The sequence below is a fragment of the Kocuria rosea subsp. polaris genome (assembly GCF_001483755.1).
GTDB lineage: Bacteria > Actinomycetota > Actinomycetes > Actinomycetales > Micrococcaceae > Kocuria > Kocuria cellulosilytica.
In genome coordinates this window covers 40,088-62,711 of the sequence record NZ_LQBK01000033.1, presented here as the reverse complement: position 1 = coordinate 62,711, position 22,624 = coordinate 40,088, and the positions used below count along the sequence as shown (strand labels likewise).

The window sequence follows — 22,624 nt, the reverse complement described above, 5'->3', positions numbered from 1 at the left end:
GCGCCCGGCGCCCCGTAGGTGCACAGCAGGCTGACTGGCACAATGGCCCTGTGACCGACCAGACAGAGATCCTGAGCGCCCTCGAGGACGCCCGGGCGCTGCTCGCGGCGTCCGACCTCCCGCTGTCCACGACGGACGTGCTGCACCGGCGCGAGGACATCGACCGCGCCGTCGCCCAGCTCGACGACTACGTCCTGCCCCGGGTGCGCTCCCTCGACGCGCCGCTGCTCGCGGTGGTCGGCGGCTCCACGGGCGCCGGCAAGTCGACCCTGGTCAACGCGCTCGTGGGCCACCCCGTGACCCGCTCCGGGGCCATCCGTCCCACCACCCGGCAGCCCATCCTGATCCACCACCCGCGCGACGCCGAGGCGTTCTCGACCCAGCGGGTGCTCCCGCACCTGAGCCGGATCCACGCGCAGAAGGTCACCCCCGCGGGCTCGACCGCCGCGGACACCGCCTCCCCGTCCGCGCTGCCCGGCACCGCGGACGGACAGGCGCTCGTGCTGCTGGCCGAGCCGCGCATCCCCGAGGGGGTCGCCCTGCTCGACGCCCCCGACGTCGACTCGATCTCCGACGAGAACCGCCGGCTCGCGGGGCAGCTGCTCGCGGCCGCCGACCTGTGGCTGTTCGTGACCACCGCGAACCGCTACGCCGACGCGGTGCCGTGGCGGCTGCTCGTCGAGGCCGCCCAGCGGGACATCACGGTGGCCGTGGTCCTCGATCGGGTCCCGCACGGCCTCGAGGCCGAGATCGAGGAGGACCTCCGCAGGATGCTGGCGGAGCAGGGCCTCGGGAACGCCCCGGTCTTCACGGTCCCGGAGTCGCCCCTCAACGAGACCGGCATGCTCCCGCCGCACGTCGTCGCCCCCGTCGCGGACTTCCTCGCCGAGCTGGGGCGCAGCGCGGCCTCCCGCTCGGAGATCGCCCGCCGGACCCTCGGCGGCGCGGTGCGCTCCATCGCGGAGCGCACCGGTGCGGCCGGGACCGCGGTGCTCTCCCAGCAGCGCGTGGCGGCGCAGCTGCGCAACGACGTGGACCGCGCCTTCGACGAGGCGCTGGCCGCCGTCGTGGAGTCGACCCGCGACGGGACCCTGCTGCGGGGGGAGGTGCTCGCCCGGTGGCAGGACTTCGTGGGCACCGGGGAGTTCTTCCGCGGCCTCGAGGCCGGGATCGGGCGGATGCGGGACCGGATCACGGCCTTCTTCAGCGGGAGGCCGGCGCCCGAGGTCGAGGTCGAGGAGGCCATCGAGACCGGGCTGCAGACCGTGATCGTGGAGGAGGCCGCGCGCGCCTCGGAGACCGCGGAGCGCCGCTGGCAGGACGAGCCCGCCGGCCGGGTGCTCCTCGGCGGGTCCGATCTCGGCTCGCTGCCGCCGGACTTCCGCGAGCGGACCGCCGAGCAGGTGCGCGCGTGGCAGGGCGACCTCATGGCGCTGATCCAGCGGGAGGGCGCGGACAAGCGGACCAAGGCGCGGGCGATGTCCCTGGGCGTCAACGCCCTGACCGTGATCCTGATGATCGGCGTGTTCTCCATGACCGGCGGGCTCACCGGGCTGGAGGTCGGGATCGCCGGCGGCTCCGGCGTGGTCGGCACCAAGCTGCTCGAGGCGGTCTTCGGGGAGGACGCCGTGCGGCGGATGGCCGAGGACGCCCGCAAGAACCTCGAGTCCCGGATCTCCACGCTCATGCACCAGCAGGCGTCCGTGTTCCTGCGGCGCCTCGACGTCCTGGACGGGCACCCGGAGGCCGACGAGCTGGCCGCCGCGGCCGAGCGCATCCGCAGCGCGGGACGGTCGCTGGGGGAGGGCCGGTGAGCCCCGCCCGCCAGGCGGCCCCCACCCTCTCCGAGCGGCTCACGGCGCTCGCGCGCGCCACGGACCTGGCCTCCGGACGGCTCGACGAGGAGGCCGTGGCGGCGTCCCGCACCGTCCTGGACCGTGCCGCCGAGCGGCGCTCCCTGTCCGCCGACCACACCGTGGTGGGCTTCTTCGGGGCGACCGGGTCCGGGAAGTCCACCCTGTTCAACGCCGTCGTGGGACGGGACATCGCCCGGGCCGCGGCCCGCCGCCCCACCACCGCGGAGCCGCTGGCCGCCGTCTGGGGGGAGCAGGGCAGCGAGGCCCTGCTGGACTGGCTCGACGTCTCCCAGCGCCACCACGTCGACACGCCCCTGCCCGCGGCGCACGGGGACACCGGCCGGTGGACCCGGGTCAAGGAGCGGTTCACGGGCGGGTCCGCCGCGGAGGGGCCCGGCGGGCTGATCCTCCTCGACCTGCCGGACTTCGACTCCGTGAGCCTGCACCACCGCACCATCGTGCAGCGCCTGGTCGGGATGGTGGACGTCGTGGTGTGGGTCGTGGACCCGCAGAAGTACGCCGACGCGGTCATCCACCAGGACTTCATCGCGCCGCTGGCCCGCCACGGGGCCGTGACCATGGTGGTGATGAACCAGGTGGACCGGCTGCCGGCGGCGGAGGTCCCGGCCGTGATGGCCTCCCTCGAGGAGCTCGTGGCCCAGGACGGGCTGCCCACCACGGGCCTGTCCAAGCCGGTGGCCGTCTCCGCGGTGACGGGAGAGGGCGTCGGGGCCCTGCGCGCCCGGATCCGTGCGGTGGCCGACTCCAAGGCCGCCGCCGGCGCCCGGCTCGACGCCGACGTCGACGACGCCGCCGTGCGGCTCGCCGAGGCCTCCGGGGAGGGGGAGCCGGCCGGGATCACCGAGCCGGCGCAGGAGCGGCTCACGGACGGCCTGGCGCAGGCCGCCAACGTGCCCGGCATCGCCCGGGCCGCCGGGAGGTCCTACGCCCTGCACGCCGCCGGGCACACCGGGTGGATCGCCACCCGGTGGCTGCTGAGGTTCCGCAAGGACCCGATGCGGCGGCTGAACCTCGACCGGGGCGGGACCGTGAACCCGGAGGTCAACCGCACGTCCCTGCCCCCCATGGGCGCCGCCCAGCGGGCGGCGGCCGACTCCGCCGTGCGCACCTTCGCCCACGACGCCGCGGACGGGGCCGCGGAGCCGTGGACCCGGTCGGTCCGCCAGGCCGCCCGCACCCACGAGCAGAAGCTCCCGGACGCGATCGACCAGGCCGTCGCCCGCACCGACTTCCGGGCCGGGCGGAACTCCTGGTGGTGGATCGTCTTCGACGTTATCCAGTGGCTCGCGATGCTCGCGGTGGTGGCGGGCCTGGTCTGGCTGCTGGGGCTGTTCCTGCTGGAGTGGTTCCAGATCCCGGTCCCGCCGCCCCCCTCCGTCGAGGGCTTTCCGCTGCCCGCCCCCACACTGCTCGTCCTCGCCGGGGTGGTGCTCGGGATCTTCACGGCCCTGACCGGCCGGATCCTCGCGGGCTTCGGCGCCCGGATGCGGGAGCGCTCGGTGCGGCGCCGGCTGCGCGCGTCGGTGGCCGAGGCCGGCCGCCGCACCGTCGTGGATCCCGTGCGGGCGGAGCTCGACGCCTTCGCCGCCTTCCGGCAGGCCCTCGCCGTCCTGCGCCGCTGAGCTCCTGCGCTGTGCAGGTCCTGTGCCGGGGGATCCAGCGCCGCTGAGCACGGCAGGGGACCGCCCCGCCGCGCGGGCGGCGGGGCCGGCTACGGGGCGGTGGCCCGGACGGCCTCCGTGAGCCGGCGCGCGGCCTGCACCACGACCTCGGCGTGCAGCCGCCCCGGCTGGCGGGTGAGCCGTTCGATCGGCCCCGAGATCGAGACCGCGGCGATCACCCGGCCCGAGGGCCCGCGCACCGGCGCCGAGACGGAGGCGATGCCCGGCTCCCGCTCGCCCAGCGACTGGGCCCAGCCCCGGCGGCGCACCCCGGCCAGCACGGTCGCGGAGAACCGCGCGTGCCGCAGGCCCTCGAGCAGCCGGTCGTGGTCCTCCCACGCAACGAGCACCTGCGCGGCGGAACCGGCCTTCATGGACAGCTGCGTGCCCACGGGGATCGTGTCCCGCAGCCCGATGGGCCGTTCGGCCGAGGCCACGCACACGCGCCAGTCGCCCTGCCGGCGGAAGATCTGGGCGGACTCCCCGGTGGCGTCCCGCAGGTTCACCAGGACGGGGCCGGCGGCGGCGATCAGGCGGTCCTCGCCGGCCGCGGAGGCCAGCTCCACGAGCCGGGAGCCGAGCACGAACCGGCCCTGGACGTCCCGGCCCACGAACCGGTGGTGGGCCAGCGCCACGGCCAGCCGGTGCACGGTGGGGCGGGCGAGCCCCGTGGCGCTCACCAGCTGCGCGAGGGTCGCCGGCCCCGCCTCGAGCGCGTCGAGGATCATCGCGGCCTTGTCGACCACCCCCACCCCGCTGGGCGCGGTGGTCGCGGCCAGCGCCAGCGCCTCGCCGGTGCCGTGCCCGCCGAGCGGCGTGCCGAGCGGGGCGCCGGACGGGTCCATGTGTCCAGATGTGTCCATGCACTGATACTGCCGTCTCAGAATGTGAGAAGCAAGCCGCAGGGCTGGCCCACCGCCGCGCGGGCGCCGACCATGGAGGAAACACGTTGCACAGGCAGCACGGAAGGATCCGCCATGCCGGACTACCAGTCCTCGACCCCCACCACGGCCTCCGCCACGCCCTCCGGGGCCCCGGGCGGTCGCACCCTCGCCGAGAAGGTCTGGGCGGACCACCTCGTGCGCAAGGGCGAGGACGGCCGGCCGGACCTGCTCTACATCGACCTCCACCTGCTGCACGAGGTCACCTCGCCGCAGGCCTTCGAGGGGCTGCGGCTGGCGGGACGCCCGCTGCGCCGCCCCGATCTGACGATCGCCACGGAGGACCACAACACGCCCACGCAGGACATCTTCTCCCGCATCGCCGACGACACCTCCCGCAAGCAGATCGAGACGCTGCGCGCCAACTGCGCCGAGTTCGGGGTGCGCCTGCACCCGCTCGGGGACGCCGAGCAGGGCATCGTGCACGTGGTGGGCCCCCAGCTGGGCCTCACGCAGCCCGGCATGACCGTGGTCTGCGGCGACTCCCACACCTCCACCCACGGCGCGTTCGGCGCGCTCGCCTTCGGCATCGGCACCTCCGAGGTCGAGCACGTCATGGCCACCCAGACGCTGCCCCTGGCCCCGTTCCGGACCATGGCCGTCAACGTCGAGGGCACGCTGCGCCCGGGCGTCTCCGCCAAGGACATCATCCTGGCCGTGATCGCGAAGATCGGCACCGGCGGCGGACAGGGCTACGTCCTGGAGTACCGGGGCTCGGCCATCCGGGCGCTGTCCATGGAGGCCCGGATGACCATCTGCAACATGTCGATCGAGGCGGGGGCCCGGGCCGGCATGATCGCCCCGGACGAGACGACCTTCGAATACGTCAAGGGCCGCCCCCACGCCCCGGAGGGCGCCGAGTGGGACGCGGCGGTCGAGTACTGGCGGACCCTGCGCACCGACGAGGACGCCGTCTACGACGCCGAGGTGTTCCTGGACGCGGACGAGCTGGAGCCGTTCGTCACCTGGGGCACCAACCCCGGCCAGGGCGTCCCCCTGTCCCAGTCGGTGCCCGATCCCGAGGACATCGGGGACGAGAACGACAAGGCCAACGCCCGCCGGGCCCTGGAGTACATGGGCCTGGCCGCCGGCACCCCGATGAAGGAGATTCCGGTGGACACCGTCTTCCTGGGCTCCTGCACCAACTCCCGGATCGAGGACCTGCGGGCCGCGGCGGAGATCGTCAAGGGCCGCACCAAGGCCGAGAACGTCCGGATGATGGTGGTGCCCGGCTCCGCCAAGGTGCGGCTGCAGGCGGAGGCCGAGGGCCTGGACCGGGTGTTCATGGAGTTCGGCGCCGACTGGCGCTTCGCGGGCTGCTCGATGTGCCTGGGCATGAACCCGGACCAGCTCGCCCCCGGCGAGCGGTGCGCCTCGACGTCGAACCGCAACTTCGAGGGCCGGCAGGGCAAGGGCGGGCGCACCCACCTCGTCTCGCCCGTGGTGGCCGCGGCCACCGCGGTGCGCGGCACGCTGTCCTCCCCGTCCGACCTCGACGCCCCCGGCGACGTCGCCGCCGCGGCCTGACCGCCGCCCGAACCCAGGAAGGCCCTGCCATGGAGAAGTTCACCACCCACCGGGGAGTCGGCGTCCCGCTGCGCCAGTCCAACGTGGACACCGACCAGATCATCCCGGCCGTCTACCTCAAGCGGATCACCAAGACCGGGTTCGAGGACGCCCTGTTCGCCGCCTGGCGGAAGAACGAGGACTTCGTGCTCAACCGGGAGCCCTACCGCCACGGCTCCGTGCTGGTGGCCGGGCCCGACTTCGGCACCGGCTCCTCGCGCGAGCACGCGGTGTGGGCCCTGCGCGACTACGGCTTCCAGGCCGTGATCTCCTCCCGGTTCGCGGACATCTTCCGCGGCAACTCGGGCAAGCAGGGCCTGCTGGCCGCGCAGGTGGACCAGGCCGACGTCGAGCTGCTGTGGAAGCTGATCGAGGAGCACCCCGGCACCGAGATCGAGGTCGACCTCGAGTCCCGGACCGTGACCTGCGACACGGTCACCGTCCCGTTCTCCATCGACGACTACACGCGCTGGCGCCTCATGGAGGGCCTGGACGACATCGGCCTGACCCTCCAGCGCGAGGACGACATCGTCGCGTTCGAGGCCGGGCGCCCCGCGTTCAAGCCGACCACGCTGCCCGCCCGCACCTGAGCGCGCCACGCCCGGCACGGCCCGGCGGAGCCCACCGGGCCCCGCCGGGCCGTCGTGCTGTCCCGGACACGCACGACGGCGGCCCTGGTGCGAGGGCCCGCGCCGGGGAACCTACACTGTACGGGTGCCGCTCCCGCTCGGGGGTGGCCCGGCAACAGCAGATCGGAAGGTCATGAGCAGCGCACTGCACATCACGGGCGGCGTCCCCCTGTCCGGGCAGGTCACCGTGCGAGGTGCCAAGAACCTCGTCCCCAAGGCCATGGTGGCCGCCCTCCTGGGCTCCACGCCGTCCGTCCTGGCGAACGTGCCCGAGATCAAGGACGTCCAGGTCGTCACCAACCTGCTGGCGCTGCACGGGGTCGACGTGGCGCGCGAGGACGGCCGGCTGTCCCTGGACCCGTGCAACGTCACCACGGCGCGGCACGCGGACATCGACGCCCACGCCGGGGACTCCCGGATCCCGATCCTGCTGTGCGGGCCCCTGCTGCACGCCATCGGTGAGGCGTTCATCCCCGACCTCGGCGGGTGCAAGATCGGCGACCGGCCCATCAACTACCACCTCGACGTGCTGCGCCACTTCGGCGCCCGGGTCGAGAAGCTGGAGTCCGGGATCCGGATGAGCGCGCCGCACGGGCTGCACGGCGCCAAGGTCGAGCTGCCCTATCCCTCGGTCGGCGCGACCGAGCAGGTCCTGCTCACCGCCACCCGGGCCGACGGCCACACCGAGCTCCGCGGCGCGGCCACCGAGCCCGAGATCATGGACCTCATCGCGATCCTGCAGAAGATGGGCGCGATCATCACGGTCCAGACCGACCGGGTGATCCGCATCGAGGGCGTCCCCGAGCTCACCGGCTACCGGCACCGGGCCATGCCCGACCGGATCGAGGCGGCGTCCTGGGGCTCCGCGGCGCTCGCCACCGGCGGCGACATCTTCGTGGCCGGCGCCCGGCAGTCCGACATGATGACCTTCCTCAACACCTTCCGCAAGATCGGCGGCGGCCTCGACATCACGGAGGACGGCATCCGCTTCTACCACCCCGGCGGGGACCTCAACCCGCTCATCGTGGAGACCGACGTGCACCCCGGGTTCATGACCGACTGGCAGCAGCCGCTGGTGGTCGCCCTGACCCAGGCCTCGGGCGTGTCCATCGTGCACGAGACCGTGTACGAGAACCGCTTCGGCTTCACCGCCGCCCTCAACCGGATGGGGGCCACGATCCAGCTGCACCGCGAGTGCCTGGGCTCCGTGCCCTGCCGCTTCGGGCAGCGCAACTTCGTGCACTCGGCCGTGATCTCCGGGGCCACCCCGCTGCAGGCCTCGGAGATCAACATCCCCGACCTGCGCGGCGGCTTCTCGCACCTCATCGCCGCGATGGCCGCCGAGGGCACCTCCCACGTCACGGGCGTGGAGCTCATCGAGCGCGGCTACGAGCACTTCACGCACAAGCTGGCGGGGCTCGGGGCGTCCTTCGAGCTCGACGGCGAGTGAGCCGGGCCCGCCGATGAGCCGCACCTCGAAGCGCAGCCTGTTCCGCGTGCTCGCGGGCGTCGTGAAACCGGCCTACGGGCTGGTGGCCCGGCTGAGCTGGACGGGGGAGGAGCACCTGCCCGCCGAGGGCGGGTTTATCGTGGTGCCCAACCACCTCACCGAGCTCGACCCCCTGACGGTCGCCATCACGCTCTACGACAACGGGATCATGCCCCGCTTCCTGGCGAAGGAGTCGCTGTTCCGCGCCCCCGTGGTCGGGGCGGTGCTCCGGGCCACGGGCCAGGTCCCCGTGCTGCGGGGCACGGCCGACGCCGCCGCGGCGCTCACGGCCGCCCGCGCCGAGCTGGCCTCCGGCGGCGCCGTGGTGATCTACCCCGAGGGGACCCTCACCCGCGACCCCGGCCGCTGGCCGATGACCGGGCACACGGGCGCAGCACGGCTCGCCCTCGCCACCGGGGCCCCCGTGGTCCCGGTGGCGCACTGGGGGGACCAGGAGGTCCTCGACCTCGACCGCTCCACCGGCCGGCGCAGGATCAGCATCTTCCCCCGGAAGGACGTGCGCGTGCGGATCGGGCCGCCCGTGGACCTCACGCCGTGGCGGGACGACGTCCCCGAGCTGACCCAGCCGGTGGGCCGCCACGCGGCACGGCTCGAGGAGGCCACCGACGCCGTCATGCGCGCCGTCACCCGGGAGCTCGCCCAGCTGCGGGGGACGGACGCACCGGCCGCGCTCTGGGACCGCCGCCGGGGAGGCCGCCTGTGACGCAGCCCGACCCTGCCACGCCGCGCCCCCGCGGACTGCCCGCCGCCGGGCCGCGGCGGATCGCCGTCCTCGGCGCCGGGTCGTGGGGCACGACCTTCGCCAAGATCCTCGCCGACAGCGCCCGGGAGGCCGCGCACGACCGCCACGAGCCGCCCGGGCGGACCGTGGTGCTGTGGGGGCGCAGCGCCGCCGCGATGGGCCACGCCGCGCGCACCCGCGTCAACGACCGCTACGTCCCCGGCATCCGGCTGCCCGGGCGCCTGGAGATCACCGCCGACCTCCCCGCGGCCGTGCGCGGGGCGGACCTCGTGGTGCTCGCGGTGCCCGCCCAGTCCCTGCGGGCCCAGCTGGCCGCCGCGGCCGGGCACCTCGAGCCGGACGCCGTGGTGCTGTCCCTGGCCAAGGGGCTCGAGCGGGACACGGGCCTGCGGATGAGCGAGGTGGTCGCCGAGGAGCTGGGCCGGGCCACCGGCCTGGGCGCCGAGCACTGGCGGGCGCGCACGTGCGTGCTCTCCGGGCCCAACCTGGCCATGGAGATCGCGGAGGAGCAGCCCACGGCCTCCGTCGTGGCGGCCCCCACCACGGAGCTGGCCAGCTGGGTGGCGCACGCCTGCCGGACCCGCTACTTCCGCCCCTACACGAACACGGACGTGGTGGGCACCGAGATCGGCGGCGTCGTGAAGAACGTCATCGCCCTCGGCGTGGGCATCGCCGACGGCCGCCACTTCGGGGAGAACTCCAAGGCCTCCATCATCACCCGCGGGCTGGCCGAGACCACCCGGCTCGCGCTGGCCCTGGGCGGACGGCTGGAGACCCTCTCCGGGCTCGCCGGCCTGGGGGACCTCGTGGCCACCTGCTCCTCGCCGCTGTCCCGCAACCGCACCGCGGGGCGGCTCCTCGGCCTGGGCCTGACGCCCGAGGAGGTGCAGGAGGAGATGACCCAGACCGCCGAGGGCATCAAGTCCGCCCCCGCCGTGCTCGCCCTCGCCCGCCGCCACGGCGTCGACATGCCCATCACCGACGCCGTCGTGGCCATCCTCCGCGAGGAGATCACCATCGACGACGTAGCTCAGCTGCTGCTGGGCCGAGAGATCAAATCCGAAGGGACCGCCCCATGACCCCCCGCCCCTGCGTCGCCGTGCTGTTCGGCGGGCGCTCCAGCGAGCACTCCATCTCCCTCATCACGGCCCGCGGCGTCCTGCGCGCCATCGACCGCGAGAAGTGGGACGTGGTGACCGTCGGCATCGCCACCTCCGGGGAGTGGTTCCTCTGCCCGCAGGAGCAGCTCGAGGCCCTGCTCGATGCGGACCCGATCGCCGAGCTGCCCGTGGGCGACGAGCTCGTGAGCCTGCCGCTGAAGGTCGGGGAGAGCGAGCTCATCGTCCGTCAGGACGGTCCCGGCGGGCAGACCGTGAGCCGGGACCGGCACATCGACGTGGTCCTGCCCCTGCTGCACGGGCCCTTCGGCGAGGACGGCACCCTGCAGGGCCTGCTCGAGCTCGCCGACCTGCGCTACGTGGGCTGCGGGGTCACGGCCTCCGCGGTGGGGATGGACAAGCACTTCATGAAGCTCGCCTTCGAGGCGGCGGGCCTGGAGGTGGGCCCCTACACGGTGGTGACCGACCGGCAGTGGGCCGTGGACCCCGACGGCGTGCGCGAGCGCATCGCGCAGCTGGGCTTCCCCGTGTTCGTCAAGCCGGCCCGCGCCGGGTCCTCCTTCGGCATCACCAAGGTGGACCGTGCCGAGGAGCTCGACGCGGCGATCGCCGCCGCCCGCGAGCACGACCGCAAGCTGGTGGTCGAGGCGGGGATCGTGGGGCGGGAGATCGAGTGCGCCGTGCTCGAGGGCCGCGGCAACGCGGCCGCCCGGACCTCCATGCCGGGCGAGATCGAGATCGTCGACGAGCACGCGTTCTACGACTTCGAGGCCAAGTACGTCTCGCAGGCCTCCGCGCGGCTCAGCTGCCCGGCGGATCTGCCGGAGGAGGCGATCGAGACGATCCGCCGCCGCGCCGTCACCGCCTTCGAGGCGCTGGACGGGGAGGGCCTGTGCCGCGCCGACTTCTTCTACACCCCGGACGGCCGTGTGGTCATCAACGAGATCAACACGATGCCCGGGTTCACGCCGATCTCGATGTACCCGCGGATGTGGGCCGCCTCGGGGCTCGACTACGCCGAGCTCATCGACGAGCTCCTGGGCCTCGCCCTGGAGCGGCCGGTGGGGCTGCGCTGAGCCCCGCCGCCGCACGGCGCGGGCAGCGGCGTCCACGCCTCACGGTGCCGGCGACGCGGTGACGACGACGTTCTTGCCGACCGCGTCCTGGGTGTAGCAGCTGATCAGGACGATGCGGTTGGGGACGACCCGCCAGATCTCGCTGTCCTTCAGCGTGTCCTTCTCGTAGGTGGTCACCGAGTCCACGACGTAGTCGAGGGTCCCGTCCACGGTCTCGACCTCGAGCTCCTTCCCGACGAGCGCCGGGTCGCTCAGCTTGTTGAAGGGCAGCTCGACCTTCTCGAAGCTGTGCCCGGCGATGTACGTGGTGTTCGCCGACCCCTCGCCGGGCATTCCGTACGGGGTGAGCCGGTAGCCGTTGTAGGTCTGCGGCGGCACGAGCGAGCCGTCCGAGAGGTCCTCGTCCGTCGGGTCGTAGGGGAGCACGTCCGCGTCGAAGCCGACGGCGTCGATGCTCAGGCGCAGCGGGGACGCCGCGGCCGGCACGTGCCCCAGGAAGGTCTGGGCGAGGAACCACTGGTTCATCAGCGCCACCCACAGCACGGCGGCGCACAGCGTCACCACTGCCGCCCGGCGGGCCCGCGGGTCCTTCTCCCGCACCGGGACCGGAGGCGGCGGCGCCGCCGCGGTGCTGGTGGCCATCCTGTTCTGTCCTGTCGTCTCGTGTGCTGTCGCTGTCGCTGTCGGTGTCGCGGGCCGGGCCGGGCCGGGGGTGCCGGCGGCCGGGCGGGGTGCGTGCCGTGCCGGCGCCGCCCCGCGGGCGCCGCCGGCACGGCACGCGCTCAGGCGCCGCTGCGCCCGAGCCGCCGTGCCCGGTACGCGAGCGCACCGGGAAGGGCCACCGCGGCCGCGAGCAGCGCGGTGAGCAGGCCGGCACCGGCCGACTGCTCCAGCGGTGCCGCGGTGAGGCGGGTGTCCACGTTGAGGCCCGGGTTCGCGGCCACGGCCTCCTGGGGCGCGAGCTCCGGGAGGGCGGCCGGCTCGACCGCCGCTGCTGCCGGTGCGGCGGGCGCCGCGTCGGGCAGCGCCGGTGCCGCCGGTGGCGCGTCGGCGAGGACCGGTCCCGGCGCGGGCGCCGCGGGCGCCGCCGGCTCGGCGGCGGCCGGTGCCGGGGCCTCCACCGCTGCGGGCGGGCCCGCCTCGGCGACGGCCGGGACGTCCGCGACCGCGGGGGCCGGGGCGTCCACCGGTGCGGCCGGCGCCGCGGGCTCGGCGGCGGCCGGTGCCGGGGCCTCCGCCGCTGCGGGCGGGCCCGCCTCGGCGACGGCCGGGACGTCCGCGACCGCGGGGGCCGGGACGTCGACCGGTGCGACAGGCGCCGCGGGCGGCAGCTCCACCACGGCCGCGGCGACCTCGGAGGATGTGGCCGCGCCCGGCGGGGCACCGCCGGGCGGGGCGTCGCCCGGTGCGGCGACGGCTGCGGGTGCGCCCAGGAACAGGCCCCCCGCCAGCACGGTCGCCGAGGCACCGGCGACAGCCAGTCTTCTCGTCGTAGTCATGTCGATGTGTCTCCTGTATCCCGTCGTCGGCCCGGGCCCACCCCAGGACCGCCAGCGCACGGCACGATCCCAGCGGCCTCGTTCCCGCGCCCCCGCGCGGACGGCCCCCGTCACGTCGTGCCGCTCGTCGTTCGGCCCGGACGGACCGTTCGCCCGTCCCGCGGAGCCGGAACCCCTGCCGAAGAACTGCTGTGCTGTTAACTATCGTCCAGATCTCCGCATTAGCAAGGGCGAACGGATTCGTGACGGGAGGAGTCCGGGCCGCCGCACGGGAGCGCCGGCCCCGGGCGACCCGCCGCGCCCGGGGCACCGGGGCGTCCTCGCCGGCGGCCCGGAGCCGCACCGGCACCGGACTGCACTAGTGGGGACACGGCTCGGCTCGCCCCCGCCATTAACCTGTGCACATGATGGGGGGCGGGACGTGGTCCCACGGCGGCCGTCCGGGGGGACGGACGCTCCGACAGGGGGGGATCCGATGACGTCCGCGGTGCTCGAGGCCGAGAGCCTGGTCAAGATCTACGGCCGGGGGGACACCCGGTTCGCCGCGCTGCGCGGCGTGGACCTGCGGATCCGGCACGGGGAGTCCGTGGCCGTCGTCGGGAAGTCCGGCTCGGGCAAGTCGACCCTGATGCATCTGCTCGCGCTGCTCGACGCCCCGACCCACGGCACGGTGTCCTTCGACGGCAGGCCGGCGGCGTCGATGACGGCCCGCGAGCTCAACGCGACGCGCAACGCCGCGTTCGGCTTCGTGTTCCAGCAGTTCTACCTCACGGCGGACCAGACGGTCCTGGAGAACGTGGTGCTGCCGCTGCGGATCGCGGGGGTCCGCCCGGGCCTGCGCCGGCGCCGCGCCCTGGAGGTTCTGGAGCGCCTGGACGTGGCGGAGAAGGCCGCCTGCCGCGCCGCCGACCTGTCCGGCGGGCAGAAGCAGCGCGTGGCGCTCGCCCGCGCCCTGGTCAACGAGCCCTCCGTGATCTTCGCCGACGAGCCCACCGGCAACCTCGACTCGGCCACCGGCGCGGTGGTCCAGGACCTCCTGTTCGACCTCCACCGGGAGCAGGGCATCACCCTCGTCGTCGTCACCCACGACGACGACCTCGCGCGGCGCTGCGGCCGTCAGGTGCACCTGCACGACGGTCTCGTCGTGGCCGCCGCCCCGGCAGCCCCGGCCGCCGCGGCGGGCGCCGAGGTCGTCCTCGGAGCGGCGGGGGGCGCCCGGTGAGGTGGCCCGACCTGCTCGGCTCCGCGGTCTCCAACACCCGCCGCGCGCGGATCCGCACGGCCCTGACCGTGCTCGCCGTCTTCATCGGCGCGTTCGCCCTGACCCTCACCTCGGGCATGGGCACCGGGGTGAACCGGTACATCGACGACACCGTGGCCGCGTTCGGCGACGCCGACGCCCTCTACGTGCAGAAGTCGCAGCCGCTGATCGAGCTGTCCTCGACCTCCGGCCCCCGCGAGTACGACCCGGACACCACGCGGATCCGGACGGGGTTCGGCGTCTCCTTCGAGGGACTGACCGCCGAGGACATCGCGGTCATCGAGGGCATCGACGGGGTGCGCTCCGTGAAGCCGATGTACTCCGTGGCGCCCACCTACCTGGAGGCCGCCGACGGGAGCCGGTTCCAGCTCTCCCCGGGGATCCCGGTCGACGCCGTGGGCCTGCAGATGGTGGCCGGCGGGGCCCCCGCCACGGGCCGGGACGAGATCGCGGTCCCGGACAGCTGGGTCGCCGACCTGGGCTTCGCCTCCGCCCGGGACGCCGTGGGCGGGCGCGTCGACGTGGTCATGACGAACATGGCGGAGCAGGACAAGGCGTTCCCGGCCACGATCTCGGGCGTCACCCAGGCCAGCCTCGTCGGGACGTCCCTGAACCCCATCCCGTCGGACTCCTTCAACGAACGGCTCTACGACTACCAGGTCAGCGGCGTCCCGGAGGAGGTGCCGGAGAGCTTCGCGATGGCCACGGTCACGGTCGAGGACATGTCGCGGGCCCCCGGGATCCAGGCGCGGCTGGAGGACCACGACATGCTCGGGCTCACCGTGGAGGACCAGCTCGGGATGTTCCGCGCCGTGATCAACGCCATCGTCTGGATCCTCAACGCCTGCGCCGTCATCGCGCTCGTGGCCGCCGGCCTCGGCATCGTGAACACCCTGCTGATGTCGGTGCAGGAGCGGACCCGCGAGATCGGGCTCATGAAGGCCATGGGGATGAGCGGGGGCCGGGTCTTCGGCCTGTTCTCCCTCGAGGCCGTCGTCATCGGTTTCCTCGGGGCGGTGGTCGGCGCGGTCACGGGGGTCGCCGGCGGCTCCGCGCTGAGCCGCGCGCTGGCCGACGGGTTCCTGTCCGGGCTGCCCGGACTGGCCCTGTTCGCGTTCGAGCCGTGGCGGGTGGCGCTGATCGTGCTCTCCGTCATGGGGATCGCGTTCCTGGCCGGGACGATCCCCGCGGTCCGGGCCGCCCGGAAGGACCCCATCGCCTCCCTGCGCCACGAGTGACCGGTCCGGGCCCGGCCGGGCCCGTCAGCCCTCGCACTCGATGCAGTACCGGGCGCCGTCCTTCTCGCGGGCGAGCTGGCTGCGGTGGCGGACGAGGAAGCAGGACATGCAGGTGAACTCGTCGTCCTGCTCGGGCACCACCTGGATGAGCAGCTCCTCCTGGGACAGGTCCGCCCCCGGCAGGTCGATGCCCTCGGCCGTGTCCGCGTCGTCGACGTCGATCGCCGGGCTCTGCGCGGTGGCGCTGCGCTGCGCCTGGATCACCTCGAGGGACTCGTTGGCGGGCTCGTCCTCGGGCTTGACGCGGGGCTCGTCGTAATCGGTGGCCACGGGTGTGCCTCCTTCTGGGCGTGGTGCGGTCGGGTGCATGTCCACGCCACAACCCGGCGGGGCATGGGCCTATTCCCGGCGGTCCGGCACGCCCGGGGGACGCGGCGGCCGCGGTCGCCGCGTCCGGCCGGTCACAGGCCCTCCACGGTGTCCTGCAGGTCCAGGCACCGGCGCTCCGCGGGGATCTGCTCCACCGCGGAGCCCAGCTCCACGAGCAGGGTGGAGGACGCCACGGCGGTGCTGTCGAAGACGACCTCGACCGCCGGGTCCCGGCCGTAGGTCGTGGCGGTCCACGTGCTCCCGTCCTCGTCCTGGCGGATCAGCCAGTCGACCTCGTTGACGGCGGAGCAGGGGTCCGTGGTGGGCCCGGGCGGGGTCACGCCGCAGCGCACCACCGCGGCCGTGGGCTCGCCGTAGGCCGTGGTGGCCTGGCTCGTGGTCTCGCGCCGGTCGTGCTCGCCGACGGTCTCCGGCATGGCGAGCATCGCCGGGGCGCACCCCGGGTCGGCGGCGTTCTCGGCGGGGTCCACGGTCACGGCGGGGGAGCACCCCGACAGGACCGCCACCAGGGCGCCCGCCCCCAGCACGGCGCGGGCGGATCGGGACAGGGGGAGCGAGGGCATGCCCCCAGCGTAATCCTCGGGGAGCCCCGTTCCCGCGTCCGGGGCCGTCGTTAGGATGAGCGCCATGACCCGACCCCCAGCGGAGCAGCCCCCCGTGCCCCACGCGCCGCCCGGCACCGGGCCGACCGTCGGGGAGCTCTCCGAGGCGGAGCTGCTCGAGCGCGTCCTCCCCCTGCTCCTGCGTCCCGCCGCCCCGCGGCCCGGAGCGGACCGCGTGCTGGTCGGCCCCGGCGACGACTGCGCCGTGGTCGCCGCCCCGGACGGGCGGTACGTGATCACCACGGACACCCAGGTGCAGGACCAGGACTTCCGTCTCGCCTGGGCCGGCGGCGCGGTCACCACCGGCTACGACACCGGGATGAAGTGCGCCGCGCAGAACCTCGCCGACGTCGCCGCGATGGGCGCCGTCCCGTCGGCCGTCGTCGTCTCGCTCACCCTCCCCCCGGAGACGCCCCTGTCCTGGCCCCTGGACTTCGCCCGCGGCCTCGTGGCCGGGCTGGAGACCATGGGCGCGGACCGCTGCGCGGTGGTCGGCGGGGACCTCGGCGCGGGCCGGGAGCTGTCGGTCACGGCCACGGTGACGGGCGACCTCGAGGGCCGGGAGCCGGTGCTCCGGTCCGGGGCGGGGCGGGGCGGCAAAGTGGCGCTCGCCGGGACCACCGGGCGCGCCGCCGCGGGCGTGGCCCTGCTCGAGGACCGCCGCTACCGGCCCGGGCGGGACGAGGCCCTGGACGCGCTCGCCGCGGCGCAGCTGCGCCCGTGCGCCCCCGTGCCCGCCGGCCCCGCCGCCGCCCGCGCCGGGGCCACCGCGATGATCGACCTCTCCGACGGCCTGCTCCGCGACGCCGGCAGGGTCGCGGCCGCCAGCGGCGTCGTCGTGGACCTCGACGCCGCGGCCGTGGAAGGACTGGCCGGGCCCCTGCGCCCGGCCGCCCGGCTGCTCGGGACGGACCCCCGCGACTGGGTGCTGACCGGCGGCGAGGACCACGGGCTGCTCGCGGTCTTCCCGCCGGACGTGCCGCTGCCGGGAATGTTCCGTGCGATAGGCTCGTGTGCGCCCGCGCCCCCCGCGCACGACGACACCCTCCCCCGGGTGCTGCTCGACGGACGAGCGCCGCACCTCGCCCTCGGGCACCCGGTCGGCGAAGGATGGGATCACTTTGAACCATAGGATCGGATCGAACGCGGCCGTCATGCGGCGGTGGCTCGACCTGGCCCACCGTGATCTCGTGCGCCACAGCCCCGTCCTGAACGCCCTCAACGTCTTCCCGGTCGCGGACGCCGACACCGGGACCAACCTCGCGACCACGGTGCGCGCGGCGGCCGAGGCCGCCGCCGTGCTCGAGACCGGCGACGTCGGGGAGCTGCTCTCCCTCGCCGGCCAGGCCGCCCTCGAGGAGGCCCGCGGCAACTCGGGCACCCTGTTCTCCGTGTTCCTCACGGCCGTGGGGCACTCCCTGGAGGGCAGCACGAGGATGACCGCGGAGTCCGTGCGGCTCGCCCTGCACGCCGGCCACGTGCGCGCCTGGAGCGTGCTGACGGACCCCGTGGAGGGGACCATGCTCTCGGTCCTGGAGGCGGCCGCCGCCGTCCCCGTGCCGCAGGAGGTGGAGGACGGGTCCAACCAGCAGCTCAAGGAGCTCCTGGCCGGTGTGAGCACCGCCGCCCGCGCCGCGGTGCTCGTGACCCCGGACCAGCTCCCGGTCCTGCGGGAGACCGGCACGGTCGACGCCGGCGCGCTGGGCATGCTCGTCGTCTTCGACGCCCTCGCCCGCACCGTGGGCGGGGACGACGCCGGTGACGAGAACGCGCTCGACGCCCTGATCGACGCCGCCGCGGCCCGGGCCGCCGGCGCCGGGGGCGCGGGGCACGCCGTGCACGGCGGCGTGGAGGTGATGTGCACCGTGGAGCTGACCCCGCTGGACGCCGCGGAGCTGCGCCACGAGCTCAGCGAGGTGGGCACCAGCGTGATCATGAGCGCGGTGACCGAGACGGGAGACGGCTACCGGTGGCGCGTGCACGTCCACGTGCCGCGGCCGGAGGACGCCCTCACGGTGATCGGCGCCCGCGGCCAGGCCGTGAACCTCACGGTGACCTCCCTGTCGGAGGCGGACGGATGAGGCGTCCCTGAGATGACCCGACCCCACGGCGGCGGGGCGTTCCCCGACCCGGTCCCCGAGCTCGACCAGCCGCTGGCCCGGCTGCTGGGGAAGACCACGGCCGACCAGCTGGCCCGCCAGCTCTCGGTGTCCACGATCGGGCAGCTGCTCGACCACTTCCCCCGCCGGTACATGCCGCGGGGCGAGCTCACGCCGTTCTCGGAGCTGCGCATCGACCAGCAGGTGACCATCGTGGCCGAGGTGGTGCACGCCTCCACCCGCCGGATGCGCTCCCGGCGCGGGTCCATCACGGACGTGGTGATCACGGACCGCGCCTCCACCGACCCGCAGCGGCTGTTCGCGGACGGGGACCCCGGCCCGGGGCGGACGATGCGGCTCAGCTTCTTCAACGCCTGGACCGCGGCCCGGGACCTGCCCCCGGGCACCCACGCCCTGTTCTCCGGGCGGGTCGGGCTGTACAACGGCGCCGTGACCATGACCAACCCGCACTACGCGATCCTCGACCCGGACGCCCCGGAGGCGGGGGAGACCGCCGAGGAGCGCGCGGGCCGGCCCATCCCCATCTACCCGGCCACGGCGAAGCTGACCACGGACAAGATCGCCCGCGCCGTGCACTCGCTGCTGCCGATCGTGGACTTCGGGGCCGTCCCGGAGCCGCTGCCGGACGGGATCCTGGAGCGGGAGGGCCTCATGGGGCTCGAGGAGGCGTACTGGCAGGTCCACCGCCCCCGGGACACCCGGGCCCACGGGGAGGCCCGCCGCCGGTTCCGCTACCAGGAGGCGTTCCTGCTCCAGTGCGCCCTGGCCCGCCGCCGCGCCGAGCTCGCCGCGCACCCCACCACCGCCCGCCCGGGCGTTCCCGGAGGCATCCTCGCCCGGTTCGACGCCGGGCTGCCGTTCGAGCTGACCGCCGGTCAGCGCGCCGTGGGGGAGGACCTCGCGGCGGAGCTCGCCGGCACCCGTCCCATGAACCGGCTGCTCCAGGGGGACGTCGGCTCCGGCAAGACCCTCGTGGCCCTGCGGGCGATGCTGCAGGTCGTCGACTCCGGCGCGCAGGCCGCGCTGCTGGCCCCCACCGAGGTGCTCGCCGCCCAGCACCACGGGTCCGTGGTCCGCTCCCTCGGCCCGCTCGCGCAGGCGGGCCTGCTCGGCGGGGACCCGGACGGCACGCAGGTCGTGCTGCTCACCGGGTCCATGGGCGCCGCGGCGCGCAAGCGGGCCCTGCTGCGGATCGCGTCGGGGGAGGCCGGGATCGTCATCGGCACCCACGCCCTGCTCTCGGAGGTCGTGCAGTTCGCCGACCTCGGGCTGGTCGTGGTGGACGAGCAGCACCGCTTCGGGGTGGAGCAGCGGGACCGGCTGCGGGACAAGGCCGGGCGGCCCCCGCACCTGCTGGTGATGACCGCGACCCCCATCCCCCGCACCGTGGCGATGACCGTCTTCGGGGACCTGGACGTCTCCGTCCTCGACGAGCTCCCGGCCGGCCGGCAGCCGATCGCCACCCACACCGTGGGGCTCGTGGAGCACCCGGGCTGGGAGCGGCGGCTGTGGCGCCGGGCCCGGGAGGAGATCGACGCGGGCCGTCAGGTGTACGTGGTCGCGCCCAAGATCGGCGACGACGAGGAGCCGCCGCCGCACGCCTCCCTCGCGGAGTCGGCGCTCGCGGCGGCCTCGGCGGACGAGGAGTCCGAGGCGGCGCTGGCGTCCGTCACCTGGCTGGCGGAGCTCGTGGCCGCCGAGCCCGTGCTGGCCGGCGTGCGCGCCGAGGTGCTGCACGGCCGGCTCGACCCGGACCGGAAGTCCCGCCTCATGGAGGAGTTCGCGGCGGGGGACGTGCCGCTGCTCGTGTGCACCACCGTGGTCGAGGTCGGCGTGGACGTGCCCAACGCCACGCTGATGATCATCGTGGACGCCGACCGGTTCGGCATCTCCCAGCTGCACCAGCTGCGCGGCCGGATCGGGCGCGGCGGGCACGCCGGGACGTGCCTGCTCGTCACCCGGCGCCCCGCCGAGCACCCGTCGCGGGAGCGGATCGAGGTGGTGGCCGCGTCCACGGACGGCTTCGAGCTCGCGCGCGCGGACCTCGAGCTGCGCCGGGAGGGCGACATCCTGGGCGCCGCCCAGTCCGGGGGCCGCTCGACCCTGCGCCTGCTGCGGGCCCTGGACGACGCCGAGCTCATCGAGCGGGCCCGCCGGGACGCCGTGACCGTCCTGGGCGAGGACCCCCAGCTGCTCGAGCACCCCGAGCTGGCCGAGGCCATCGAGCGCTACCTCGACCCGGACGCCGAGGCGTTCCTGGACCGGGGCTGAGCGCCGTGCCGCAGCACCACGGACCGCAGCGCCACGGACGGCAGCACCAGGGACCGCGCAGGAGAGGAGGGGAGCACGCGTGAGCAGGATCATCGCCGGGGCCGCCGGAGGGCTGCGCCTGCGCTCCGTGCCGGGCCGGGACACCCGGCCCACGACCGACCGGGTCAAGGAGTCGCTCTTCGCCCGGCTCGAGGCCTGGGGCATGCTCCGGGACGCACTGGTCCTGGACCTGTTCGCGGGCTCGGGGGCCCTCGGCTGCGAGGCCGCGAGCCGCGGCGCGGCCGCCGTGACGCTCGTGGAGCGGCACGCGGGGGCGGCGCGGGTCTGCCGCGCCAACGCCGGGACGGTCCACGGGGCCCTCGGGCGCGACGACGTCGTCACGGTCCGGCACGGGGCGGTCGGCGCCTACCTGGCGGATCCCGCCGAGGGGCCGTGGGACCTGGTCCTGGCCGACCCGCCCTACCCCCTCCCGGAGGCCGAGCTCACCGCGGCCCTCGCCCCGCTGGCGGGCCGGCTGCGGGAGGGCGGGGTGGTCGTGGTCGAGCGCTCCTCCCGGTCCCCGGAGCCCGGCTGGCCGCAGGGACTGCGCCGGTTCGAGCAGAAGCGGCACGGGGAGACCACCGTGTGGTTCGCCGAGACGGACGTCACATCGCCGTCCCCGCCCGGCGCGTCGCACTGAGCACCTGCGCCGCTGGGCGCACCCGCTTTGACAAGATTCGACAGGCAGCAACGAGCACGGGCCCCGGCCCGGGAGTAACGGAGGACGTCCATGAGGATCACGGTTCTGGGAACGGGATACCTGGGGGCCACGCACGCCGCGTCGATGGCGGAGATGGGCTTCGAGGTGCTGGGGGTGGACGTCGACCCGGAGAAGGTCGACGCCCTGTCCCGCGGCGAGCTGCCCTTCCACGAGCCGGGCCTGGGCGAGCTGCTGCGCGAGCACGTGGGCACGGGACGGCTGCGCTTCACCACGAGCTACGAGGAGGCCGGCGCCTTCGGCGACGTCCACTTCGTCGGCGTGGGCACCCCGCAGCGGGCGGGCAGCTTCGCGGCGGACATGCGCTACGTCGACGCCGCGGTCGGCTCGATCGCCGCGGCCGCCACGAAGGACTGCGTCATCGCGGGCAAGTCCACGGTCCCGGTCGGCTCCGCCCGCCGCCTGGCCGACCTGGCGAAGGCCTCCGCCCGCGACGGGGTGGACGTGTCCCTGGTGTGGAACCCCGAGTTCCTGCGCGAGGGCTACGCCGTGGAGGACACCCTGACCCCGGACCGGATGGTGCTCGGCGCCGAGGACCCGGCCGCGGAGGCCGTGATGCGCCGGGTCTACGCCCGGCAGCTGGAGGCCGGCGTCCCCCTGATCGTCACCGACTTCGAGACCGCCGAGCTCGTGAAGGTCGCGGCCAACGCCTTCCTGGCCACCAAGATCTCCTTCATCAACGCCCTGTCCGAGCTCACCGAGGTGGTCGGCGGGGACATCCGCACCCTCGCCGACGCGATCGGGCTCGACGAGCGCATCGGGCGGAAGTTCCTCAACGCCGGGGTCGGCTTCGGCGGCGGCTGCCTGCCGAAGGACATCCGGGCGCTGCGGGCCCGTGCCGCGGAGCTCGGGGTGGAGCAGTCGGTGCGCTTCCTCGCCGAGGTGGACGACATCAACGTCCGCCGCCGCGGCCACACGGTGGAGACGGTCACCCAGATGCTGGGCGGCTCCGTGGTGGGCCGGCAGGTCGCCGTGCTCGGGGCGGCCTTCAAGCCGGACTCCGACGACGTGCGCGACTCCCCGGCCCTGGACATCGCGGCCCGGCTGCACTCGATCGGCGCCGAGGTCGCCGTCTACGACCCCGAGGCCAACGCCAACGCCGCCAAGCGCTATCCCCGCCTGGACTACGTGGACTCCCTCGAGGCCGCCGTCACCGGCGCCGAGGTCGTGGTGCTGCTCACCGAGTGGGCCGAGTTCAAGGCGATGACCCCGGAGCAGCTCGACCCGCTGGTCGCCGTCCCGCAGATCCTCGACGGGCGCAACGTGCTCGACCCCGACCGCTGGACCGCGGCCGGCTTCTGCTACCGCTCCCTCGGCCGCCGGGCGGCCGCCGTCTGAGCCCGCCCCGGCGCGCCGGGGCGGGCGC

The 22,624-nt window shown here is 74.9% G+C and carries 20 protein-coding genes; 15 read left to right on the top strand and 5 right to left on the bottom strand.

All coding sequences use genetic code 11. The features are described from left to right. The first annotated feature begins 50 nt into the window (after window positions 1-50). Window positions 51-1,814: a dynamin family protein gene (locus AVL61_RS12475; RefSeq protein ID WP_058874650.1), complete on the top strand. Its 1,764-nt coding sequence runs from the start codon at window positions 51-53 to the stop codon at window positions 1,812-1,814. Further along, window positions 1,811-3,499, top strand: coding sequence for a GTPase (locus tag AVL61_RS12470; RefSeq protein ID WP_058874649.1), 1,689 nt, complete (start codon window positions 1,811-1,813; stop codon window positions 3,497-3,499). The genes AVL61_RS12475 and AVL61_RS12470 overlap by 4 nt, the downstream gene beginning before the upstream one ends. 89 nt (window positions 3,500-3,588) lie before the next feature. Here the strand turns inward: AVL61_RS12470 and AVL61_RS12465 are convergent, their stop codons facing one another. Further along, window positions 3,589-4,401, bottom strand: a complete 813-nt coding sequence (locus tag AVL61_RS12465) for an IclR family transcriptional regulator (RefSeq protein ID WP_269433316.1) — start codon at window positions 4,399-4,401, stop codon at window positions 3,589-3,591. Between the two features lie 114 nt (window positions 4,402-4,515). On the opposite strand from AVL61_RS12465, the gene leuC reads away from it, so the two are divergent. The 6 genes from leuC to AVL61_RS12435 all read left to right on the top strand — a co-directional run bounded on the left by leuC (window position 4,516) and on the right by AVL61_RS12435 (window position 11,120). Further along, on the top strand, window positions 4,516-6,006 hold the full coding sequence (gene leuC, locus AVL61_RS12460; RefSeq protein WP_082697137.1) for a 3-isopropylmalate dehydratase large subunit: 1,491 nt from the start codon (window positions 4,516-4,518) through the stop codon (window positions 6,004-6,006). Window positions 6,007-6,035: 29 nt separating this feature from the next. After that, window positions 6,036-6,635, top strand: a complete 600-nt coding sequence (leuD, locus tag AVL61_RS12455) for a 3-isopropylmalate dehydratase small subunit (RefSeq protein ID WP_058874648.1) — start codon at window positions 6,036-6,038, stop codon at window positions 6,633-6,635. 172 nt (window positions 6,636-6,807) lie between these two features. Next, window positions 6,808-8,124, top strand: coding sequence for a UDP-N-acetylglucosamine 1-carboxyvinyltransferase (gene murA / locus AVL61_RS12450; RefSeq protein WP_058874647.1), 1,317 nt, complete (start codon window positions 6,808-6,810; stop codon window positions 8,122-8,124). A gap of 13 nt (window positions 8,125-8,137) precedes the next feature. Further along, window positions 8,138-8,887 carry a lysophospholipid acyltransferase family protein gene (locus tag AVL61_RS12445; protein ID WP_058874646.1) on the top strand — a complete coding sequence of 250 codons (750 nt, stop codon included), beginning with the start codon at window positions 8,138-8,140 and terminating at the stop codon, window positions 8,885-8,887. Further along, entirely contained in the window at window positions 8,884-10,005 is a 1,122-nt protein-coding gene (locus AVL61_RS12440; RefSeq protein WP_058874645.1) for an NAD(P)H-dependent glycerol-3-phosphate dehydrogenase, read from the top strand. Before AVL61_RS12445 ends, AVL61_RS12440 begins: the two co-directional genes overlap by 4 nt. After that, window positions 10,002-11,120, top strand: a complete 1,119-nt coding sequence (locus AVL61_RS12435) for a D-alanine--D-alanine ligase family protein (protein WP_058874644.1) — start codon at window positions 10,002-10,004, stop codon at window positions 11,118-11,120. Before AVL61_RS12440 ends, AVL61_RS12435 begins: the two co-directional genes overlap by 4 nt. A gap of 39 nt (window positions 11,121-11,159) precedes the next feature. On the opposite strand, the gene AVL61_RS12430 is transcribed toward AVL61_RS12435, so the two are convergent. Together AVL61_RS12430 and AVL61_RS12425 are read right to left on the bottom strand one after the other, a co-directional pair. Next, window positions 11,160-11,762: a class F sortase gene (locus AVL61_RS12430; RefSeq protein ID WP_058874643.1), complete on the bottom strand. Its 603-nt coding sequence runs from the start codon at window positions 11,760-11,762 to the stop codon at window positions 11,160-11,162. Window positions 11,763-11,902: 140 nt separating this feature from the next. Further along, complete coding sequence (locus AVL61_RS12425; RefSeq protein WP_157571417.1) at window positions 11,903-12,619, bottom strand: hypothetical protein; 717 nt, start codon at window positions 12,617-12,619, stop codon at window positions 11,903-11,905. 475 nt (window positions 12,620-13,094) lie between these two features. Here AVL61_RS12425 and AVL61_RS12420 point away from each other — a divergent pair, with 475 nt between their 5' ends. Together AVL61_RS12420 and AVL61_RS12415 are read left to right on the top strand one after the other, a co-directional pair. Continuing rightward, window positions 13,095-13,841, top strand: a complete 747-nt coding sequence (locus tag AVL61_RS12420; protein WP_058874641.1) for an ABC transporter ATP-binding protein — start codon at window positions 13,095-13,097, stop codon at window positions 13,839-13,841. Then, window positions 13,838-15,118: an ABC transporter permease gene (locus AVL61_RS12415; RefSeq protein ID WP_058874640.1), complete on the top strand. Its 1,281-nt coding sequence runs from the start codon at window positions 13,838-13,840 to the stop codon at window positions 15,116-15,118. Before AVL61_RS12420 ends, AVL61_RS12415 begins: the two co-directional genes overlap by 4 nt. Before the next feature lie 24 nt (window positions 15,119-15,142). Here AVL61_RS12415 and AVL61_RS12410 read toward each other — a convergent pair whose 3' ends face one another. After that, entirely contained in the window at window positions 15,143-15,448 is a 306-nt protein-coding gene (locus tag AVL61_RS12410) for a DUF4193 domain-containing protein (RefSeq protein WP_058874639.1), read from the bottom strand. 131 nt (window positions 15,449-15,579) lie between these two features. Further along, on the bottom strand, window positions 15,580-16,071 hold the full coding sequence (locus tag AVL61_RS12405; protein ID WP_058874638.1) for a DUF3515 domain-containing protein: 492 nt from the start codon (window positions 16,069-16,071) through the stop codon (window positions 15,580-15,582). 64 nt (window positions 16,072-16,135) lie between these two features. On the opposite strand from AVL61_RS12405, the gene thiL reads away from it, so the two are divergent. From thiL to AVL61_RS12380, 5 genes are all read left to right on the top strand, one after another. Next, window positions 16,136-17,242, top strand: a complete 1,107-nt coding sequence (gene thiL / locus AVL61_RS12400; RefSeq protein WP_058874637.1) for a thiamine-phosphate kinase — start codon at window positions 16,136-16,138, stop codon at window positions 17,240-17,242. A 22-nt stretch (window positions 17,243-17,264) separates the two neighbouring features. Beyond that, entirely contained in the window at window positions 17,265-18,191 is a 927-nt protein-coding gene (locus AVL61_RS12395) for a DAK2 domain-containing protein (RefSeq protein WP_058874636.1), read from the top strand. Between the two features lie 12 nt (window positions 18,192-18,203). Continuing rightward, a complete protein-coding gene (locus AVL61_RS12390; RefSeq protein ID WP_058874635.1) occupies window positions 18,204-20,501 on the top strand; it encodes an ATP-dependent DNA helicase RecG in 2,298 nt (765 codons plus the stop codon). A 79-nt stretch (window positions 20,502-20,580) separates the two neighbouring features. After that, complete coding sequence (gene rsmD, locus AVL61_RS12385; protein WP_058874634.1) at window positions 20,581-21,180, top strand: 16S rRNA (guanine(966)-N(2))-methyltransferase RsmD; 600 nt, start codon at window positions 20,581-20,583, stop codon at window positions 21,178-21,180. Window positions 21,181-21,270: 90 nt separating this feature from the next. Further along, window positions 21,271-22,596: a UDP-glucose dehydrogenase family protein gene (locus AVL61_RS12380; protein ID WP_058874633.1), complete on the top strand. Its 1,326-nt coding sequence runs from the start codon at window positions 21,271-21,273 to the stop codon at window positions 22,594-22,596. The last annotated feature ends 28 nt before the right edge of the window (window positions 22,597-22,624 follow it).

Bases quoted from the DNA above. Each gene is read 5' to 3' on its own strand.
- AVL61_RS12465 (WP_269433316.1), bottom strand. From the start codon at position 4,401: ATGGACACATCTGGACACATGGACCCGTCCGGCGCCCCGCTCGGCACG.
- leuC (WP_082697137.1), top strand. From the start codon at position 4,516: ATGCCGGACTACCAGTCCTCGACCCCCACCACGGCCTCCGCCACGCCC.
- leuD (WP_058874648.1), top strand. From the start codon at position 6,036: ATGGAGAAGTTCACCACCCACCGGGGAGTCGGCGTCCCGCTGCGCCAG.
- murA (WP_058874647.1), top strand. From the start codon at position 6,808: ATGAGCAGCGCACTGCACATCACGGGCGGCGTCCCCCTGTCCGGGCAG.
- AVL61_RS12445 (WP_058874646.1), top strand. From the start codon at position 8,138: ATGAGCCGCACCTCGAAGCGCAGCCTGTTCCGCGTGCTCGCGGGCGTC.
- AVL61_RS12435 (WP_058874644.1), top strand. From the start codon at position 10,002: ATGACCCCCCGCCCCTGCGTCGCCGTGCTGTTCGGCGGGCGCTCCAGC.
- AVL61_RS12430 (WP_058874643.1), bottom strand. From the start codon at position 11,762: ATGGCCACCAGCACCGCGGCGGCGCCGCCGCCTCCGGTCCCGGTGCGG.
- AVL61_RS12425 (WP_157571417.1), bottom strand. From the start codon at position 12,619: ATGACTACGACGAGAAGACTGGCTGTCGCCGGTGCCTCGGCGACCGTG.
- AVL61_RS12420 (WP_058874641.1), top strand. From the start codon at position 13,095: ATGACGTCCGCGGTGCTCGAGGCCGAGAGCCTGGTCAAGATCTACGGC.
- AVL61_RS12405 (WP_058874638.1), bottom strand. From the start codon at position 16,071: ATGCCCTCGCTCCCCCTGTCCCGATCCGCCCGCGCCGTGCTGGGGGCG.
- thiL (WP_058874637.1), top strand. From the start codon at position 16,136: ATGACCCGACCCCCAGCGGAGCAGCCCCCCGTGCCCCACGCGCCGCCC.
- AVL61_RS12395 (WP_058874636.1), top strand. From the start codon at position 17,265: ATGCGGCGGTGGCTCGACCTGGCCCACCGTGATCTCGTGCGCCACAGC.
- AVL61_RS12390 (WP_058874635.1), top strand. From the start codon at position 18,204: ATGACCCGACCCCACGGCGGCGGGGCGTTCCCCGACCCGGTCCCCGAG.
- AVL61_RS12380 (WP_058874633.1), top strand. From the start codon at position 21,271: ATGAGGATCACGGTTCTGGGAACGGGATACCTGGGGGCCACGCACGCC.